This window comes from Pseudomonas sp. Y24-6, from assembly GCF_020295325.1.
GTDB classification, from domain to species: domain Bacteria; phylum Pseudomonadota; class Gammaproteobacteria; order Pseudomonadales; family Pseudomonadaceae; genus Aquipseudomonas; species Aquipseudomonas gregormendelii.
The window spans coordinates 71,331-90,504 of sequence record NZ_JACBXG010000006.1; the positions used below are offsets into that span (position 1 = coordinate 71,331).

The 19,174-nt window shown below is 58.8% G+C and carries 21 protein-coding genes; 6 read left to right on the forward strand and 15 right to left on the reverse strand.

Annotation, left to right across the window (positions count from 1 at the left end; genetic code table 11):
• Positions 1-72: 72 nt before the first annotated feature.
• Positions 73-615 carry a GspH/FimT family protein gene (locus HYI44_RS13385; protein WP_225569706.1) on the forward strand — a complete coding sequence of 181 codons (543 nt, stop codon included), beginning with the start codon at positions 73-75 and terminating at the stop codon, positions 613-615.
• Here the strand turns inward: HYI44_RS13385 and ispH are convergent.
• The 6 genes from ispH to murJ all read right to left on the reverse strand — a co-directional run bounded on the left by ispH (position 592) and on the right by murJ (position 8,069).
• Complete coding sequence (gene ispH / locus HYI44_RS13390) at positions 592-1,539, reverse strand: 4-hydroxy-3-methylbut-2-enyl diphosphate reductase (RefSeq protein WP_122839062.1); 948 nt, start codon at positions 1,537-1,539, stop codon at positions 592-594. The genes HYI44_RS13385 and ispH overlap by 24 nt on opposite strands.
• Positions 1,540-1,676: 137 nt before the next feature.
• Positions 1,677-2,129 carry an FKBP-type peptidyl-prolyl cis-trans isomerase gene (gene fkpB / locus HYI44_RS13395; protein WP_412548489.1) on the reverse strand — a complete coding sequence of 151 codons (453 nt, stop codon included), beginning with the start codon at positions 2,127-2,129 and terminating at the stop codon, positions 1,677-1,679.
• Positions 2,122-2,634, reverse strand: coding sequence for a signal peptidase II (lspA, locus tag HYI44_RS13400; protein ID WP_122839001.1), 513 nt, complete (start codon positions 2,632-2,634; stop codon positions 2,122-2,124). Before lspA ends, fkpB begins: the two co-directional genes overlap by 8 nt.
• Positions 2,627-5,458: an isoleucine--tRNA ligase gene (gene ileS, locus HYI44_RS13405; RefSeq protein ID WP_225569600.1), complete on the reverse strand. Its 2,832-nt coding sequence runs from the start codon at positions 5,456-5,458 to the stop codon at positions 2,627-2,629. The genes lspA and ileS overlap by 8 nt, the downstream gene beginning before the upstream one ends.
• Positions 5,459-6,409, reverse strand: a complete 951-nt coding sequence (gene ribF / locus HYI44_RS13410; protein ID WP_163019397.1) for a bifunctional riboflavin kinase/FAD synthetase — start codon at positions 6,407-6,409, stop codon at positions 5,459-5,461. It lies immediately after the preceding gene.
• A gap of 121 nt (positions 6,410-6,530) precedes the next feature.
• Positions 6,531-8,069: a murein biosynthesis integral membrane protein MurJ gene (gene murJ / locus HYI44_RS13415; protein ID WP_122838998.1), complete on the reverse strand. Its 1,539-nt coding sequence runs from the start codon at positions 8,067-8,069 to the stop codon at positions 6,531-6,533.
• A gap of 252 nt (positions 8,070-8,321) precedes the next feature.
• On the opposite strand from murJ, the gene rpsT reads away from it, so the two are divergent.
• Complete coding sequence (rpsT, locus tag HYI44_RS13420; protein WP_008154937.1) at positions 8,322-8,600, forward strand: 30S ribosomal protein S20; 279 nt, start codon at positions 8,322-8,324, stop codon at positions 8,598-8,600.
• A 170-nt stretch (positions 8,601-8,770) separates the two neighbouring features.
• Here the strand turns inward: rpsT and HYI44_RS13425 are convergent, their stop codons facing one another.
• From HYI44_RS13425 to rplU, 5 genes are all read right to left on the reverse strand, one after another.
• Entirely contained in the window at positions 8,771-9,229 is a 459-nt protein-coding gene (locus tag HYI44_RS13425) for a CreA family protein (protein ID WP_045059353.1), read from the reverse strand.
• A 12-nt stretch (positions 9,230-9,241) separates the two neighbouring features.
• The gene (proB, locus tag HYI44_RS13430; RefSeq protein ID WP_122838997.1) at positions 9,242-10,360 is read right to left on the reverse strand and encodes a glutamate 5-kinase; all 1,119 of its coding nucleotides are present in this window, start codon (positions 10,358-10,360) and stop codon (positions 9,242-9,244) included.
• A 137-nt stretch (positions 10,361-10,497) separates the two neighbouring features.
• A complete protein-coding gene (gene cgtA, locus HYI44_RS13435) occupies positions 10,498-11,721 on the reverse strand; it encodes an Obg family GTPase CgtA (protein WP_122838996.1) in 1,224 nt (407 codons plus the stop codon).
• 193 nt (positions 11,722-11,914) lie between these two features.
• On the reverse strand, positions 11,915-12,172 hold the full coding sequence (gene rpmA / locus HYI44_RS13440; protein WP_003176049.1) for a 50S ribosomal protein L27: 258 nt from the start codon (positions 12,170-12,172) through the stop codon (positions 11,915-11,917).
• Between the two features lie 34 nt (positions 12,173-12,206).
• A complete protein-coding gene (gene rplU / locus HYI44_RS13445; RefSeq protein ID WP_003176051.1) occupies positions 12,207-12,521 on the reverse strand; it encodes a 50S ribosomal protein L21 in 315 nt (104 codons plus the stop codon).
• Positions 12,522-12,761: 240 nt separating this feature from the next.
• Here rplU and HYI44_RS13450 point away from each other — a divergent pair, with 240 nt between their 5' ends.
• From HYI44_RS13450 to HYI44_RS13460, 3 genes are all read left to right on the forward strand, one after another.
• Positions 12,762-13,730: a polyprenyl synthetase family protein gene (locus HYI44_RS13450; RefSeq protein ID WP_225569601.1), complete on the forward strand. Its 969-nt coding sequence runs from the start codon at positions 12,762-12,764 to the stop codon at positions 13,728-13,730.
• A gap of 132 nt (positions 13,731-13,862) precedes the next feature.
• Positions 13,863-14,204: a zinc ribbon domain-containing protein YjdM gene (locus tag HYI44_RS13455; protein ID WP_122838995.1), complete on the forward strand. Its 342-nt coding sequence runs from the start codon at positions 13,863-13,865 to the stop codon at positions 14,202-14,204.
• 185 nt (positions 14,205-14,389) lie between these two features.
• Positions 14,390-14,647: a hypothetical protein gene (locus tag HYI44_RS13460; protein WP_225569602.1), complete on the forward strand. Its 258-nt coding sequence runs from the start codon at positions 14,390-14,392 to the stop codon at positions 14,645-14,647.
• 129 nt (positions 14,648-14,776) lie between these two features.
• On the opposite strand, the gene HYI44_RS13465 is transcribed toward HYI44_RS13460, so the two are convergent.
• From HYI44_RS13465 to HYI44_RS13475, 3 genes are all read right to left on the reverse strand, one after another.
• Positions 14,777-15,394, reverse strand: coding sequence for an FKBP-type peptidyl-prolyl cis-trans isomerase (locus HYI44_RS13465; protein ID WP_225569603.1), 618 nt, complete (start codon positions 15,392-15,394; stop codon positions 14,777-14,779).
• Positions 15,395-15,515: 121 nt separating this feature from the next.
• The gene (locus HYI44_RS13470) at positions 15,516-15,827 is read right to left on the reverse strand and encodes a DUF6482 family protein (protein ID WP_045059346.1); all 312 of its coding nucleotides are present in this window, start codon (positions 15,825-15,827) and stop codon (positions 15,516-15,518) included.
• A gap of 229 nt (positions 15,828-16,056) precedes the next feature.
• A complete protein-coding gene (locus HYI44_RS13475) occupies positions 16,057-16,545 on the reverse strand; it encodes a TIGR00645 family protein (protein WP_045059345.1) in 489 nt (162 codons plus the stop codon).
• Between the two features lie 159 nt (positions 16,546-16,704).
• Here HYI44_RS13475 and HYI44_RS13480 point away from each other — a divergent pair, with 159 nt between their 5' ends.
• Entirely contained in the window at positions 16,705-18,534 is a 1,830-nt protein-coding gene (locus tag HYI44_RS13480) for a hypothetical protein (RefSeq protein ID WP_225569604.1), read from the forward strand.
• 5 nt (positions 18,535-18,539) lie between these two features.
• On the opposite strand, the gene HYI44_RS13485 is transcribed toward HYI44_RS13480, so the two are convergent.
• Positions 18,540-18,881 (reverse strand): hypothetical protein, encoded by a 342-nt coding sequence (locus HYI44_RS13485; protein ID WP_045059343.1) that lies wholly within the window; start codon positions 18,879-18,881, stop codon positions 18,540-18,542.
• Positions 18,882-19,174 lie beyond the last annotated feature (293 nt).

A 19,174-nucleotide genomic window follows, 5' to 3' on the forward strand; every position in this document is an offset into this window, starting at 1 on the left:
GCAAGATGTTCGGTTGTTTTGCCTTCACTCGCGCAGGGAATGCGCATGATCACACTCCAGGGAAGCAATGACATGCATCAGCGAGGCTTCAGCCTGGTCGAACTGCTTATGGGACTGACGATTGCCGGGATTGTTCTGGCGTTGGTCACCCCGGTGTACGCGACGCTCACCGAGTCAATTTATCGCGAAGAGGCGGCAAAGTCGCTGGTCGGTGGCTTGCGCAGCGCGCGAAGCGAAGCAATCACCCGCAGCCAGACGATCATGATCCACGGTATTAACGGCGATTGGAGCCAGGGATGGCGAATCATTGTCGATGCCAGCAGCCAGGGCTATGAAGACAGCAGCAATCCACTGCTGGTCGAACGTCAGGGCAGCGCTCGTACAAAGGTGGTCGGCAACAAGAATGTCAAAAGCGCGATACGGTTCAGCCATCTCGGCGAACCGCTGCAAGGCGGCTTTCAAGCGGGGACGTTGCATGTGTGCGCGTCACACGAGCCGGTCAGCCAGTATCAGGTGGTACTGGCGTCAACCGGTCGAGTCAGCCTGCACAGCAACAAGCTGCAACAGGCCCTCTGCGTCGGCGCAGAAGATTCAGAGCAGGGAGCGGACGCGTAATTCCTTGGGCATGGAGAACGTCACATTCTCCTCACGACCTGCCAATTCGTCGGCACCGGTAGCGCCCCACGCCTCCAACTGCTGGATCACACCGCGCACCAGCACTTCCGGTGCCGAAGCGCCTGCGGTGATGCCGATCCGCTGGACGCCGTCGAACCAGCTTTTTTGCAGGTCCTCGGCACCGTCGATCAGATAGGCCGGAGTGGCCATGCGTTCAGCCAGTTCACGCAAGCGATTGGAGTTGGAGCTGTTCGGGCTACCCACGACCAACACCACGTCGCACTCATCGGCCAGTTGCTTGACCGCATCCTGGCGGTTTTGCGTCGCGTAGCAGATATCGTCCTTGCGCGGACCACCGATCGCCGGGAAACGCGCTCGCAGGGCATCGATGACCCGGCTGGTATCGTCCATGGACAAGGTGGTCTGGGTCACGAATGCAAGCTTCCCGGGATCACGCACCTGCAATTTCGCGACGTCTTCTTCGTCTTCGACCAGGTAGATCGCGCCACCATTGCTGCCGTCATACTGGCCCATGGTGCCTTCGACTTCCGGGTGACCGGCGTGGCCAATCAGAATGCACTCACGACCGTCGCGGCTATAACGCGCCACTTCGATGTGAACCTTGGTCACCAGCGGACAAGTGGCATCGAACACTTTCAAGCCACGGCCGGCGGCTTCGGTACGCACAGCCTGGGATACGCCGTGGGCACTGAAGATCACGATGACGTCGTCGGGCACCTGTTCGAGTTCCTCGACGAAAATGGCTCCGCGGGCGCGCAGGTCTTCGACCACGAATTTGTTGTGGACAACTTCGTGGCGCACGTAGATCGGTGGCCCGAAGACTTCCAGGGCGCGATTGACGATTTCAATCGCACGGTCCACACCGGCGCAGAAGCCACGGGGGTTGGCGAGTTTGATTTGCATGCTGTGCCTCGTGTCTTGCCCTGTAGGAGCGAGCTTGCTCGCGAAAAACGAGCAGGCACCGCGTACATCCAGGATGTAAGCGTTATCGTTGACGACCATCGCGAGCAAGCTCGCTCCTACAGAAGCCGATTTGTTAGTTACAGCGATACGACGCTGATGATCTCGACGTCAAAGGTCAAGGTCTTGCCCGACAGCGGGTGATTGAAGTCGATGGTCACCTGCTCGTCATCGAACTCTTTTACCACGCCTGGCAGTTCGGTATTGGCCGCATCGTTGAAGATCACCAGCAAACCTGGCGACAGGTCCATGCCCTGGAACTGCGAGCGCGGGATGACCTGCACATTCTGTGGGTTTGGCTGGCCAAACGCGTTTTCCGGTGCAATCGTCAGCGTGCGCTTGTCACCGGCCTTGAAGCCGAACAGCGCCGCTTCAAAACCCGGCAACAAATTGCCATCGCCCACCTTGAAGGTCGCCGGGGCTTTGTCGAAGGTGCTGTCGACGGTGTCGCCGTTCTCCAGGCGCAGGGCGAAGTGCAAGGTGACTTCGGTGTTCTGGCGGATGCGTTGCTCAGCCAATACGTGCTCAGTCATGAACGGCTTCTCCGGTCTTTTTACTTTTGAACATATCCAGCGCCAGCATCACGGCACCGACTGTGATGGCACTGTCGGCGAAGTTGAATGCCGGGAAGTACCAGCGGTTCTGCCAGTGCACCAGGATGAAATCGATCACATGGCCATAAGCAATGCGGTCATACAAATTGCCCAGCGCGCCACCCAACACCAGTGCCAGGGCGACTGCCAGCCAGGTCTCGTTGCGTCCCAGACGCTTGAGCCACACCACCAGCACTGCACTGACCACGATAGCGATCAGGGCAAACAACCAGCGCTGCCAGCCGGAGCTATCAGCCAGGAAGCTGAACGCCGCGCCAGTGTTATAGGCCAGGGTCCAGCTGAAGTAATCAGGGATCACCACGATTTGCTGGTACATGCTCAGGGAGCCTTCGAAGTAGAACTTGCTGGCCTGGTCAATCACCAGGACCAGCAAGCTCAACCACAGCCAGCCCAGCCGTCCGAAACGGCCAATGGCATTAGGCATAGTGACGAACCTCGCCAGCGCCGCTGATGTTATCAACGCATCGGCCGCAGATTTCCGGATGCTCCGGGTTCACGCCGACGTCTTCGCGGCAGTGCCAGCAACGGGCGCACTTGGCGAAGGCGGACTTGACGATCTTCAGTTTCAGGCCACTGACTTCGGTGACTACCGCGTCCGCCGGGGCCTGGACAAAAGGCGCCACGCTGGCGGTCGAGGTGATCAGGACGAAGCGCAGTTCGTTGCTCAGTCGGGCCAGGTCCGCGCTCAGTGCGTCTTCGGCAAACAGGGTCACTTCAGCCTGCAGGTTGCCACCGACGGCCTTGGCCGCACGCTGGATTTCCATTTCCTTGTTGACCGCCACCTTCACCGCCATGATCCGCTCCCAGTAGGCGCGACCCAGTTCGACGTCGTCCGGCAGCTCGGTCAGGCCTTCGTACCAGGTGTTGAGCATCACCGATTCGTTGCGCTCGCCCGGCAGGTATTCCCACAGTTCGTCGGCAGTGAACGCGAGGATCGGCGCGATCCAGCGCACCAGCGCTTCGCAGATGTGGTACAGCGCGGTTTGCGCCGAACGGCGGGCCTTGCTGTTGGCGCCAGTGGTGTACTGGCGGTCCTTGATGATGTCGAGGTAGAAACCGCCCAGCTCCTGCACGCAGAAGTTGTGGATCTTGGAGTAGACGTTCCAGAAACGGTATTCGCCGTAATGCTCTTGCAGCTCGCGTTGCAGCAGCAAGGTACGGTCCACGGCCCAACGGTCCAACGCCAGCATGTCTTCGGCCGGGAGAATATCGGTGGCCGGGTTGAAACCGGTCAGGTTGGAAAGCAGGAAGCGCGCGGTGTTACGGATGCGCCGGTAGGCATCCGCACTGCGTTGCAGGATCTGCTCGGAAACCGCCATCTCACCCGAGTAATCGGTGGAAGCGACCCACAGACGCATGATGTCGGCGCCCAGGGTGTCGTTGACCTTTTGCGGCGCGATCACGTTGCCCAGGGATTTGGACATCTTGCGACCGGACTCGTCGACGGTGAAGCCATGGGTCAGCAGCTCGCGGTACGGCGCGTGATTGTCGATGGCGCAACCGGTCAGCAGCGACGAGTGGAACCAGCCACGGTGTTGGTCCGAGCCTTCCAGGTACAGGTCGGCACGCGGGCCGCTCTCGTGGCCCATCGGGTGCGAACCGCGCAGGACGTGCCAGTGCGTGGTCCCCGAATCGAACCAGACGTCGAGGGTGTCGCTGATCTTGTCGTACTGCGGCGCTTCGTCACCGAGCAACTCGGCAGCGTCCATCTTGAACCAGGCTTCGATACCTTCGACTTCAACGCGCTTGGCGACTTCTTCCATCAGCTCGGCAGTCCGCGGGTGCAGCTCGCCGCTTTCCTTGTTCAGGAAGAACGGGATCGGCACGCCCCAGTTGCGCTGGCGGGAGATGCACCAGTCCGGACGGTTGGCGATCATCGAGTGCAGGCGCGCCTGGCCCCAGGCCGGAACGAACTTTGTTTCCTCAATGGCCTTGATCGCCCGCTTGCGCAGGGTGTCGCCGGTCACTGGCTCTTTGTCCATGCCGATGAACCACTGCGCGGTAGCGCGGTAGATCAGCGGGGTCTTGTGCCGCCAGCAGTGCATGTAGCTGTGTTCGATGATGGTGGTGTGCAGCAGCGCACCCACTTCGGTCAGCTTGTCGACGATTGCCGGGTTGGCCTTCCAGATGAACTGGCCGCCGAAGAATTCCAGCGCCGGAACGTAGACGCCGTTGCTCTGAACCGGGTTGAGGATGTCGTCGTTGACCATGCCGTATTTCTTGCAGGTCACGAAGTCGTCCACGCCGTAGGCCGGGGCGGAGTGAACGACGCCGGTGCCAGCGCCCAGTTCCACGTACTCGGCCAGGTAAACAGGCGACAGGCGATCGTAGAACGGGTGACGGAAGTTGATCAGTTCCAGTTCTTTACCGGTGGTGGTCGCAATGACCGAACCTTCCAGGCTGTAGCGGGCCAGGCACGACTCGACCAGCTCTTCAGCCAGCAGCAGCAGCTTGTCGCCGACGTCGACCAGGGCGTAGTTGAATTCCGGGTGAACGTTAAGCGCCTGGTTGGCCGGGATGGTCCACGGGGTGGTGGTCCAGATCACGATCGAAGCCGGCTTGCTCAACGATGGCAGACCGAAAGCGGCAGCCAGCCTGGCTTCATCGGCAATCGGGAACGCCACATCGATGGTCGACGACTTTTTGTTCTCGTACTCGACTTCCGCTTCGGCCAGGGCCGAACCACAGTCGAAGCACCAGTTCACAGGCTTCAAGCCCTTGAACACGAAGCCGCCCTTGACGATTTCAGCGAGGGCGCGGATTTCACCGGCCTCGTTCTTGAAATCCATGGTCTTGTACGGGTTGGCAAAGTCGCCCAGCACGCCCAGACGGATGAATTCGGACTTCTGGCCTTCGATCTGCTCGGTGGCGTAGGCACGGCACAGTTCGCGGGTCTTGTCCGCGCCCAGGTTCTTGCCGTGGGTCACTTCGACTTTGTGCTCGATCGGCAGGCCATGACAGTCCCAGCCCGGAACGTATGGCGCGTCGAAGCCCGACAGGGTCTTCGAGCGGATGATCATGTCCTTGAGAATCTTGTTCAGCGCATGACCGATGTGAATCGTGCCGTTGGCGTACGGAGGACCGTCGTGAAGCACGAACTTCGGACGATCCTTGCCAATCTCGCGCAACTTACCGTACAGGCCAATGCTGTCCCAGCGCTGCAGAATTTGCGGTTCGCGCTGAGGCAGGCCGGCCTTCATTGGGAAGGCGGTGTCCGGAAGGTTTAGCGTGGCTTTATAGTCGGTCATTTAAGGCTCTTCATTAGCGATTGGCGCTAGGTGCGACAGGGCACGGGCGGCGGCAACATCCGCATTGATTGCCGTCTTAAGCGCCTCCAGAGAGGCGAAACGCTGCTCTTCACGCAGCTTGTGGTGGAAGACCACCGTCAAACGCCGGTCATACAGATCGCCGGCAAAATCTAAAAGATGAACCTCGAGATGGGCTTTGCCATCCCCCTGGACCGTCGGGCGCACACCGATATTGGCGACGCCGGGCCAGGTCTTGCCGTCGATATCGACATTGACCAGGTACACCCCGGTCAATGGAACACGACGACGCTTGAGCTGAATGTTGGCCGTGGGGGTACCCAGTTGGCGCGCCAGCTTCTGGCCGTGCAAGACCCGCCCGGCGATACGGAACGGCCGGCCGAGCAGCCGTTCAGCCAGGGCGAAATCGGCGGCGGCCAGCGCATTGCGAACCTGGGTGCTGCTGACGCGAATACCTTCAAGCTCCACCGTTTGAGCCGCCTCGACGGTAAAACCGTGAACCAGCCCGGCTTGCTGCAGGAATTCGAAATCGCCAACGCGATCACAGCCAAACCGGAAGTCATCGCCGACCTCCAGGTGCTGCACGCCAAGCCCGTCCACCAGGATGGTATCGACAAACTCGCTGGCGCTGAGCTTGCTCAGCCGCTGGTTAAAGGCCAGACACAGGACCCGGTCGACGCCTTCGTCGGCCAACAGCTGCAGTTTGTCCCGCAGCCGGGCCAGACGGGCCGGGGCCGTATCCGGGGCGAAAAACTCCCTGGGCTGCGGCTCGAAAATCACCACGCAGCTGGGCACGCCCAACTCGAGCGCACGCTCACGCAGCCTCGCCAGGATTGCCTGGTGGCCACGGTGAACACCGTCAAAGTTGCCAATAGTGGCGACACAGCCCCGATGCTGGGGGCGCAGGTTGTGGAGGCCTCGAACCAGCTGCATAACGCGCTTCTTGCTCATAAAGTGGTCGATTATAACCACACCCGGCGGCCGACGACAGGCAACACCGTAACCAAAGTCATCAAGCCGACCAAAACACCGGCTCGCCCCTGCTCTTGCGTCCTCAGCTGAGCGCCTTGCGGTTGAAGTCGCGCAAACGGAAGCCCAGCACAAACAACATGCCGAAATAAGCGATGACACCGGCGGCGACCAATGCCCCCAGGCGCAGGAAGCGTTCCAGCATATGTCCCTGATCCCAGACCGGCATGAAATGCATGCCCGCCAGCAACACGGCAGACATGACCAGCACGGCCACTACCAGCTTCAGGGCGAACTTCCCCCAACCAGGTTGCGGCTGATACATCTGCTGCTTGCGCAGCTGGTAAAACAGCAGACCGGCGTTGATGCAGGCGCCGGCGCTGATGGCCAGGGCCAGTCCGGCATGCGCCAACGGACCGATCAGCACCAGGTTGAACAACTGCGTGATGACCAGGGTAAAAATCGCGATTTTCACCGGGGTACGGATGTTTTGTTGCGCATAAAAGCCCGGCGCCAGCACCTTGATCACAATAATGCCCATTAGACCGACGGAATAGGCGATCAGGGCACGCTGGGTCATGGACGCATCAAACGCCGTGAACTGGCCATATTGGAACAACGACACGGTCAACGGCTCGGCGAGGATACCCAGCGCCAGGGAGCATGGCAGCACCAGCACGAAGCACAGGCGCAGGCCCCAATCGAGAATCCGCGAATACTCCTGGCGGTCCTTGCTGGCGTAAGTCTTGGCCAGGGTTGGCAGCAAAATGGTGCCCAGCGCCACGCCCAGCACACCGGATGGCAACTCCATCAAGCGGTCGGCGTAATACATCCAGGACACCGAACCGGCCACCAGGAACGAGGCGAAGATGGTGTTGATGATCAGCGAGATCTGGCTCACCGACACCCCCAGGATTGCCGGCAACATCTGCTTCATCACCCGCCAAACGCCGGTATCGCGCAGGCTCAGGCGCGGCAGCACGAGCATGCCGATCTTTTTCAGGTGCGGCAGTTGATACAGCAACTGCGCCAGGCCACCGACCAGCACTGCCCAGCCGAGCGCCATGACCGGCGGATCGAAGTACGGCGTGAGGAACACCGCAAAGATGATCATGCTGACATTGAGCAGCGTCGGTACGAAAGCCGGCACCGAGAAACGGTTGTAGGTATTGAGAATCGCGCCGGCCAGCGACGACAAAGAGATGAGCAGAATATAGGGGAACGTCACCCGCAAAAGGCTGGTGGTGAGCTCGAATTTTTCCGGGGTGTCGGTGAAACCGGGGGCCGTCGCCCAGATAACCCAGGGCGCGGCGAGCATACCCAAGGCCGTAACCAGCGCCAGCACCAGGGTCAGCAGGCCCGAAACGTAGGCAATGAACGTGCGGGTGGCCTCCTCCCCCTTCTGGCTTTTGTATTCGGCAAGAATCGGCACGAAAGCCTGGGAAAACGCGCCCTCGGCGAAGATCCGGCGCAGCAGATTGGGCAGTTTGAACGCGATAAAGAAGGCATCAGTCGCCATCCCGGCGCCGAATGTGCGTGCGATAAGCGTGTCACGAACGAATCCCAGAACCCGGGAAACCATTGTGATAGAGCTGACGGCGGCCAACGATTTGAGCAGATTCATTGAAAGAGTTTGTGCCTGTCGATAAACAGCAGGCGAACAAAGCGCCTACTTATGCGATACTCCGCGCCGCAGCAGCACAGAGCCAAAGCTCGCGAGTTTACAGGTCAAGCGCCGGAAATAAATATCCCGCCTCTTTATACCTACCACTTAGCGGAACGTTTCAACCGCCCTTGACAAGACATCAACTCATCGGCATGATTCGCGGCCTATTTTGTTTGCTATTTCCTAAAAAGTCTTTCGAGGAGCTCGACGGTGGCCAACACACCTTCCGCCAAAAAACGTGCAAAACAGGCTGAGAAGCGTCGCAGCCACAACGCCAGCCTGCGTTCCATGGTTCGTACCTACATCAAGAATGTAGTTAAAGCCATCGACGCAAAAGACGCTGAAAAAGCTCAAGCTGCTTACGTTCTGGCCGTGCCAGTTATCGACCGTATGGCCGATAAAGGCATCATCCACAAGAACAAGGCTGCTCGTCATAAGAGCCGTCTGAACGGTCACGTCAAGGCTCTGAACCTTGCTGTTGCCGCTTAAGCGATAAGCTTGTTGAAAAACCGACCTCAGGGTCGGTTTTTTATTGCCTGCGATTTGATGGGAGCGCAAAAAAACTGCAGAAGCGAGCTTGCTCGCGAAGGTCGTCAACTATTACGTGCGCCGCCTGAATGTTCGCGGCGCGCTCTGGTTTTTCGCGAGCAAGCTCGCCCCTACTGGGCCCACGGCAGGATCGGGATAGCCGTCACCGCATTCTGCGGACTGCCTTCGATCAAGCGATCGCTATAGACCAGATACACCAGGGTATTGCGCTTCTTGTCGAGAAAGCGCACCACCTGCATGGTCTTGAATACCAGCGAGGTGCGCTCCTTGAACACCTCATCGCCATCCTTCAACTCCCCCTTGAAGCTGATCGGCCCGACCTGACGACAGGCGATAGACGCTTCCGCGCGATCCTCCGCCAATCCCAGCCCACCCTTCACTCCGCCAGTCTTGGCGCGCGACAGGTAGCAAGTCACGCCCTCAACCTTTGGATCATCAAACGCCTCGACGACGATGCGGTCGTTCGGGCCGACGATCTTGAACACCGTCGACACCTGGCCAATCTCTTCGGCCGAGGCCAGCAGTGGCATTGCCAACAGCAGGCCCAACAATCCTTTTGCCACACGCATTCGAATATTCCCTCAGACCAGAATCAGGTTATCGCGGTGAACCAGTTCCGGCTCCGCCATGTAACCCAATAGACCGACAATCGCTTCAGACGATTGACCAATGATTTTTTGTGCCTCCAACGCGCTGTAGTTGGCCAGGCCGCGGGCGATCTCACGACCATCCGGCGCTACGCACACCACCATTTCGCCGCGCCGGAAACTGCCCTGCACCCGCTTGACACCCACCGGCAGCAAACTCTTGTTGCCCTGGGACAAAGCGATCACCGCACCCGCGTCCAGCACCAGGGTGCCACGGGTTTGCAGATGCCCGGCCAGCCACTGCTTGCGCGCCGCCAGCATGCCACGCTCAGGTGACAACAACGTGCCAATGCGCTCGCCCGCCTTCAGACGATCCAGCACGCGCTCGATACGCCCGCCAACAATAATGGTGTGAGCACCAGAGCGCGCAGCCAGCCGTGCGGCACGCAACTTGGTTTGCATGCCGCCACGACCCAGGGCACCACCCGTGCCGCCAGCAACCGCATCCAGCGCCGGATCATCGGCCCGCGCTTCGTAGATAAGGTTGGCATCGGGGTTGTTGCGCGGATCAGCGTCGAACATACCGTCGCGATCAGTCAGGATCACCAGCAGATCAGCCTCGACCAGATTGGCCACCAGCGCCGCCAGGGTGTCGTTGTCGCCGAAACGGATTTCATCAGTGACCACGGTGTCGTTTTCATTGATCACCGGGATGACTTTCAGCTCGACCAATGCACGCAGGGTGCTGCGGGCGTTCAGGTAGCGCTTGCGGTCGGACAGGTCGTCGTGGGTCAGGAGGATCTGCGCGGTGTGCCTGCCATGCTCGGCGAAGCTCGACTCCCACGCCTGCACCAGACCCATCTGGCCGATGGCAGCCGCCGCCTGGAGCTCGTGCATGGCACTGGGTCGCACGTTCCAGCCCAAGCGACTCATCCCCGCCGCCACCGCCCCGGAGGACACCAGCACCAGCTCAACGCCAGCCTCATGCAAAGCCACCATCTGCTCGACCCAGACACCCATTGCCGCGCGATCCAGGCCCTTGCCGTCCGCCGTCAGCAAAGCGCTGCCGATCTTCACGACCCAACGCTGCGCACCTGTCACCTTGCTCCGCATCATCTTCAACCTTAGCTTGAGGACAGCGCGACCTGGCACTGCCCGTGACGTTATTCGTGGTTATTCGTGGCCAACAATCGATTTCCAGATACTAAAACGCCGCTCGATTGAGCGGCGTTCAAGTTTATAGCAACAGATCAGTCACGCACGTAAATGATTTCCGGACCGTCTTCATCATCCACGTCTTCTTCGTCCCAATCATCATCACCGATGTCATGGACCGACTTCACGCCGCTGCGACGCAGGGCACGCTGGTCATCCAGAGCCTGCAGCTGGGCACGGGCTTCGTCTTCGATGCGCTGATCGAGCTCGGCCAGCTCTTCCTTGTAGGCTGGATCATTGGCCAGACGATCTGCACGATCTTCCATGTAACGCATGATGTCGTGGCAAAGGCGCTCGGTGCCCAGCTTGGAAATGGCGGAAATCACGTAAACCGGACCCGTCCACTCCAGGCGATCAACGATCTCCTTGACGCGCTCATCATGCTCTTCTTCAAGAATCTGGTCGCACTTGTTCAACACCAGCCAGCGATCACGCTCAGCCAGGGACGGGCTGAATTTGGTCAGCTCGCTGACGATCACTTCAGCAGCATCCGGAGCACTGGTGTCATCCAGCGGCGCCATGTCCACGAGATGCAGCAGCAGACGGGTACGCGACAAGTGCTTGAGGAAGCGAATCCCCAGGCCAGCACCGTCGGAAGCACCTTCGATCAGGCCCGGAATGTCCGCAACCACAAAACTTTTCCAGCGATCGACACTGACCACACCCAGGTTCGGTACCAGCGTGGTGAACGGGTAGTCGGCGACTTTCGGCTTGGCGGCCGAAACCGACCGGATGAAAGTACTCTTGCCAGCATTCGGCAGACCCAGCAGGCCCACGTCAGCCAACACCTTCATCTCCAGCTTCAGGTCACGTGCCTCACCCGGCTTGCCCGGAGTGGTCTGGCGCGGAGCACGGTTGGTACTGGATTTGAAACGGGTGTTACCCAGACCGTGCCAGCCACCATGAGCCACCAGCAGTTTCTGGCCAGCCTTGGTCAGGTCGCCAATGACTTCCTGGGTCGCCGAATCGATAACCGTCGTGCCTACCGGAACGCGCAGGACCAGCTCTTCACCTTTCTTGCCGGTGCAGTCGGTGCTGCCACCGTTGGAGCCACGCTCAGCATCGAAGTGGCGGGTGTAGCGGTAGTCCACCAGGGTGTTGAGGTTTTCGTCGGCGACCATGTAGACCGAGCCGCCATCACCACCGTCACCGCCATTAGGACCACCATTCTCAATGAACTTTTCGCGACGGAAGCTCATGCAACCGTTGCCGCCGTCACCGGCCTTTACTCGAATCGATACTTCATCAACAAACTTCATAACAAAACGCCTCTCGTCATGCGGACGAGCCGAAAAAATCCAGACATAAGACTCTTGCAAAAATGAGCGCAGCGACCTCAATCAACGACCGCAAATCCAGCGCTGGAGCTCATTACAAACAGCTTTGCAAGAGACTCACCCCACAAACGAAAAAGCCCCGTCGCGAGACAGGGCTTTTCCAGCGATCGCGCAATTAAGCTGCGACAACGCTCACGTAACGGCGGTTGAAAGCGCCCTTTACTTCAAACTTGATCACGCCTTCGATTTTCGCGAAGAGGGTGTGATCCTTACCCATGCCAACGCCATAACCGGCGTGGAATTGGGTGCCGCGCTGACGCACGATGATGTTGCCCGGAATGATCTTCTGGCCGCCATACATCTTCACGCCAAGGCGTTTGGCTTCTGAGTCGCGACCGTTACGGGTACTACCACCAGCTTTTTTGTGTGCCATGAGTCAATTCTCCTAGTGAGGAATTAGGCTGAAATTAAGCCTGAATACCGGTGATTTTGATCTCGGTGTACCACTGGCGGTGGCCCATACGCTTCATGTGGTGCTTACGACGACGGAACTTGATGATACGGACTTTATCGTGACGACCTTGGGAGATCACTTCAGCCACAACGGTAGCGCCAGCAACAACTGGAGCGCCGATATTCACGTCGTCGCCATTGGCAACCAACAGAACGCGATCAAAAGTAACGGATTCGCCGGTAGCGATTTCCAGTTTTTCGATCTTCAGGTATTCACCTGGAGCAACTTTGTACTGCTTGCCACCAGTAACGATTACTGCATAAGACATGGTATTTCTCCGATAATCCTGCTCACCCAGCTCTTTATAAGAAGAGGTATTGGCTGGCATGGCTGCATAGGGCTGGAAGGCCCGATTGCAATTGCGTAAGGCAGGTGCTGCCCAGGAAGTTCAGGGTGCGCGATTGTACGCAAGCTGCCGGGCTGATGCAAGAGGCCGTCCATCGTGCCTTGACACCCGCCGACGTGGGTCCTAGCATGCCGCGCAACCCTTCTGGAGCAACTGTCGCTGATGCAACCCCAAGCTTTCTACCGCGCGGTGGCGGACGATTTTAGCGCCGTCGACGGCATCATCAAGAAGCAGCTGACTTCCCGAGTGCCGCTGGTATCGAAAATCGGCGATTACATTACCTCGGCTGGCGGCAAACGCCTGCGGCCTTTATTAGTGTTGCTGTGTGGCAAGGCCCTTGGCCGCGAAGGCGATGACATGCGTCTGCTAGCCGCGACCATCGAGTTCCTGCACACCGCCACACTGCTGCATGACGACGTGGTCGACATGTCCGGCATGCGCCGTGGCCGCTCGACCGCCAACGCCATGTGGGGCAACGCCCCGAGCGTACTGGTGGGCGACTTCCTGTATTCGCGCTCCTTCGAAATGATGGTCGAACTGGGCTCCATGCCGGTGATGAAAATCCTTTCGCAAGCGACCCGCATCATCGCCGAAGGCGAAGTGTTGCAGCTGTCGAAGGTCCGCGACGCCAGCACCACCGAAGAAACCTACATGGAAGTCATCCGCGGCAAGACCGCCATGCTCTTCGAGGCCTCGACCCACAGCGCTGCGGCCCTGGCAGGTGCGACACCGGAGCAGAGCGAAGCCCTGCGCACTTTCGGTGATCACCTGGGGGTTGCCTTCCAGCTGGTCGACGACCTGCTCGACTACAAGGGCGATGCCGAGACCCTGGGCAAGAACGTCGGCGACGACCTCGCTGAAGGCAAGCCGACCCTGCCGCTGATCTACACCATGCGCGAAGGTACGCCGGAACAGGCGGCCCTGGTGCGCAGGGCGATCCAGAAAGGCGGTATCGAAGACCTGGAAAGCATCCGCGAAGCAGTGGAGGCCTCGGGCTCGCTGGAATACACAGCGCAACTGGCACGGGACTACGTAGCCCGCGCGATCAAATGCCTCGAGGCGCTGCCAGCCAGCGAATACCGCGATGCATTGGTTGAGCTGAGCGAGTTTGCAGTAGCCCGCACGCATTAACCCCCCCTGTAGGAGCGAGCTTGCTCGCGAAGAATTCAAAGGCGCCGCGTTTATCCAGGATATACGCGTTATCGTTGACGTCCATCGCGAGCAAGCTCGCTCCTACAGCGATCCTCAATCCAAGGAGCCTTAGTGAGCACGTTGCCACCCTGCCCGAAATGCAATTCCGAATACACCTACGAAGACGGCGCACAGCTGATCTGCCCTGAGTGTGCCCACGAGTGGTCGACTGGCGGCGAAACCGAAGTGGCGGCCGATGACACCGTGAAGAAAGATTCGGTCGGCAACGTACTGCAGGACGGCGATACCATCACCGTAATCAAGGACCTCAAGGTCAAGGGCACTTCGCTGGTGGTTAAGGTCGGCACCAAGGTCAAGAACATCCGCCTGTGCGATGGCGACCACGATATCGATTGCAAAATCGACGGCATTGGCCCGATGAAACTCAAATCCGAGTTCGTCAGAAAAGTCTGATCCTGCTGTAGCCCATCCTGCGCTCTGCGCCGGATGGCGCCCCTCCCCCCGCGATGGCCAGGCGCCAGCCGTATTGACCTTACGCAATCTTTACCCGGAAAAAAGCGCAAACCGCCAATAGGCCCTTGCTATTTGGTGAATAAGAATTATTCTCATTGAACCCCAAATCAATGGAAATGAGACTGATGACTTATTTGATCGATGCCTGGCTTGACCGTCCACACCCTTACCTCAGGATCCTGCATCGGGAAACCGGAGAAGTCTGTGCGGTGCTTGAAGAAGAAGCCCTGAACGAACTGCAGGACCAAGGGGATCTGGACGTCAACGGCCTGAGCTCCAGCGAACCGGTCGTACTCAAGGAGCTGGTGCGCAACCTGTTTCTGTTCTGCTACGCCCGGGCATTGCGCCCTGCGAATGAACTGCAGCACAAGATCGAAATATGACCTGTACGATAAAAACTGTGGGAGCCAGCCTGCTGGCGATGGTGTCAACTCGGTCTCGAACAAAACCCGGTCGCTCCATCGCCAGCAGGCTGGCTCCCACATTAGCCTGTCACAGGGACAGGCATAGGCTTACAGAACGTCGAGCAGCTCGACGTCGAACACCAGAACGCTGTGCGGCGCAATGCTGCCAACGCCTTGAGCGCCGTAGGCCAATTCGCTCGGCACGTACAGACGCCATTTGCTACCAGCGTTCATCAGTTGCAGGGCTTCGGTCCAGCCAGCGATCACGCCGCCAACCGGAAATTCTGCAGGCTGGCCGCGCTCGTAGGAGCTGTCGAACACAGTGCCGTCGATCAAGGTGCCGTGGTAGTGAGTACGCACCTGGTCTTCACGGGTTGGCTTGGCGCCTTCGCCTTGGGTCAACACTTCGTATTGCAGGCCCGAAGCCAGGGTGGTGATGCCGTCACGCTTGGCGTTTTCAGCCAGGAAAGCCAGGCCTTCGCCTGCTGCAGCTTCAGCCTTGGCAGCGGCTTCGGCTTGCATGATTTCGCGAATGACCTTGAAGCTGGCGGACATTTCTTCCTGGCCTACACGGCTTTCCTTGCCAGAAAAAGCGTCGGTCAGACCTGCCAGGATCGCGTCCAGGCTAATGCCTGGTGGCGGGTTGTCGCGCAGCTGGTCGCCCAGCTGACGGCCGATACCGTAGCTGACGCGGGTTTCGTCGGTGGACAGATTTACTTCGGACATGACACTGCTCCGCTGTGCGGACGGCCCCGGAACATGCCGTGCGTACACAGCGCGTCCCGGAGCGCCCGGAACCAAAAGGGCCAGCAGACTAGCACAGTTGCCAATCGGTTGATCAGAGCACTCAGCCCTGCCAGGCAGAACGGAAGGCGATCGGCACCTTCAGGCTCTCCTCGGCACTGGCGCCCAGGCCGCACATTTCGTCATGTACCGAGGTGTGCACCAGGTTGAATGGCAAGGTGGGGAAAGCATGCAGCACTTCACGGGCATGCTCCACCGAGCGCAGATGAAGCACTTTGCCGTGGGCATCACTCAAGGGATAGGCTGCGCCGTGCATGCGCGCCTCCAACAGGTAGATGCCGCCTTCAAGGGAAATCAGGTTCAGCTCATCGACCTTGTGGGCGATGGCAAAGGCATTGAGCTCTTGCAGGTTCATTGATGCACCTCGAACGGTGGCGGGCCAGGACCTTTACAGGGATAGGCTTCGTCGCTTCAAAGCACAAGCCAAAAACCACACCGCTCGTCCGGTTCACTGCCGGAAACTGCAGGAGCGAGCTCGCTCCGGGCGGCGTTCCGACGGAGAACTCAAGGCCCGCGCTCACTCAGAACTCCCGCGTTATCGTTGAAGTCCATCGCGAGCAAGCTCGCTCCCACAGTGGCCGTGATCAGTGCTTGGTGAGCTTGTCGAGGTAACCCATGGCGAAGGCTGACACCACGAAAGTCATGTGAATGATCACGTACCACTTCAGGTGCTCGGGATCGACGTTCTTGGCGTCCATGAAGATCCGCAGCAGGTGGATCGAGGAAATCGCCACGATCGACGCTGCCACTTTCATCTTCAGCGAAGACGAGTCCATGGTGCCCAGCCAGTTGAGCTTCTCTTTGTGGTCGTCGATGTCCAGTTGGGAAACGAAGTTCTCGTACCCGGAAATCATCACCATCACCAGCAGGCCACCCACCAGCGCCATGTCGATCAGCGACAGCAGCACCAGGATCACATCCGATTCGGCCATCGAGAACACGCTGGGAATGACGTGGAAGACCTCCTGAAAGAACTTCAGCCCCAAAGCCAGCAATCCCAACGACAAGCCGAAATAGATCGGCGCCAGCAGCCAGCGCGAGGCGTACATTGCATTTTCGATAAAGCGTTCCATTAAATCTCACACCTGGGCTGAAATGGTCGCGAGTATAACAGTCCGCTGTTACACCCAGAAACCGGCGGAAAATCCACAACCTGCGCATATGTGACAAGTTTTTTCTGCTAGTGTCGAAACAATTGACAGCTCAGCGACATCGGACAGGAAGACGGGAAAATGGATGTGCGATTGCCTTTAACGGGCGCCGGAATGTGCCTGGCTTTACTGATGAGCGCCTGCTCGCCCAGCGATGAAAAAGCCCAGGTCAGCCTCGAAGAAAAAACGGCCCGGTTCGAAAAGTCCCTGGACGCCATCGAAGACCCCAAACTCAAGGATGCCGTCGCTCAATTGGGTGGCTCGCTGCTATTGCTCGAACGTGCGCAACTCAAGCTCGACAGCAAGCCGCTGGAAACCGAATACAGCGACGATGCACTCGCCGTGCTCAAGCACTACCCAACCCCCCAGGCGCTGGTCGACACCTACATCAACGGCCTGTTCGTCCTGCACAAGGATTCCAGCTCCGACTACCTGACCGACCTGCAGCCGGTGTTCCCCTTCAACTTCAACATTCCGGATAGCTTCGTGTTCCCCCATGGCGTGGAATGGCTGTCGGTGACACTGAGCAACAAACGCGTCATCGGGTTCCAGCCGGAGTGGTCGGAGACCGATCCCGGCATCCAGTTGAGCCCCTCGAGCTCCAACCTGAACAATCCTGATGACCTGACCATCACCTATCCCTTCATCGATGGTCTTGACGTCGACAACAAGCACCAGCCTCAGCCCGTCAGCCTGCAGGGCAAAGTGGAAGTGATCGCGCCCCGTCGGCTGTACAGCTTCGATCTGACTAAAAAGGACGTCGGCCAGACTCGCAGTAACGACAACCTCAGCGTCAAATTGCTGAAGCTTGAAAAGAATTACGCCGAGATCGAGTTCAGCAATAGCGCCCCTATGGCTCCCGAGGTAGCTGACACGCCCCTGAATCCATTGATCGTCCAGGCCAGGGACAGCACCGGGCAGTTTCTCTCGCGTTCGGGCTCGATTAACGAGACGACTGAGCAAATTGCATTTTATCAAAGGCAATTGTCGTTATTGCAGCAGCAGAAAGCCTGGAGCGAGGCGTTGGAGAAACAACTCGAATCGCAGCAGCAGGCCTTTGAGAAGCAGCAAACCAGGCATTACTCGAAAGTCTATTTCAACGGGCCGATCGATACCCTGGAAGTCAGCGTACTGGATTTCTCCACCGCCACAGTGACCCGCAAGGACCTCGATTTGCCGGTACGCCGGTTCGATCCTCGCACCACGGAAAAAACCATCCAGTCCCTTGAGCTGCCAGTGGTGGTGTACGACGACCAGGCTGCGAACTGGCTCAAAGGCGCGACCCTCAGTGAAGACCAACTGAAAAAAGGCGTGAGCATTCGTCAGTCGGTCGATGACCCGAGCGCCGCGCATATCGAGTTCGATCACAGGAGAAGTTTCAACGACGAACTGCTGGGCAGCTCCTTCAACCCCGGTGACAGCCCGGTCAGCTTTTTCACCGAAGACGCCAGTGGCAAACGTGACGAGCCGATCGAATTGCCACCCGAAGCGTTCCAGGTCGATCCTCTGCGCGGCACCATCACCTATGACCTGAACCTGTTCCCGGAGACGCCTGCCTATGCCGTAGGCTCGATCCCGCTGTTCCTGGCCAGCATCGAGAAGAAAACCCTGGACGCTGGTCAACTGCCCAAGGGCCTGGAGCTCAAAGGCAATGCCCTGCTGGTCGACCTGAAGGAATTCCCGGAGCAGGACTGGCGTTTCTACGCCCAGGACGACAGTGGTAATTACCTGAAGGAAATACTTGCGGTGAGTCACGATGCGAGCCCGGAGGGCCCGGCTTTGACGGGCGTGCACTACTTCTATGGCCGGCCTGCCCGCCTGGAAACCTATCAGCGGATCGACCTCACCACCGTGCAATATGGGTTTGAGGTCAAGCTCGACAAGGCTGATACCGCCAGCCTTGATCAATAGCCCACTCAGTGATCCGGGCGGAACTCGAAACCGGCCAGGTTGCGCGTACGTCCGCCATTGATTTCCCGCAGTTGGGCTTGCAAGTGCAGGCACCAGATTTGCGGGTCGTCGGCCAGTTGATAACCATGCAAGGTCAGGCTTTCAACGATAGTGTCGAGGATTGATTCAGCCACAAATGGGCCATGAAAAGGTCCCTGTGCCTTGATGGCAGAAGGTTGTTCGCCCGCCATTCCGGCAGCAAACAGCAAGGTCCACATGCCCTTGTCTCCCGCCAGAGGGCGCACGGCGCATTCGATACGGGTTACAAGGCCCAGGCATTGTCGGGTGAGGCAGAGGTTGCGCGACATGGCGGCGACCCTCGGTAGATCCGGTATTCAGCCTCCATCAGAAGACTGTTTCGATCCAGTGATACTGTCGATATCCTTGACCTGAGAATAGAAGAAAAGTCTGGAAAGCATGCCAGGTAGAACCACAAGGCGCCGATTGGTCATTGTGTGAATATTGGCGCCAGAGTGATGGCACTTTGCACGGATTAATCGGATGCACATGCGGGAGCGAGCCTGCTCGCGATGGCGGCGTGTCATGCAGAACATAAGCTGGTTGACACTCCGTCATCGCGAACAGGCTCGCTCCCACAGCA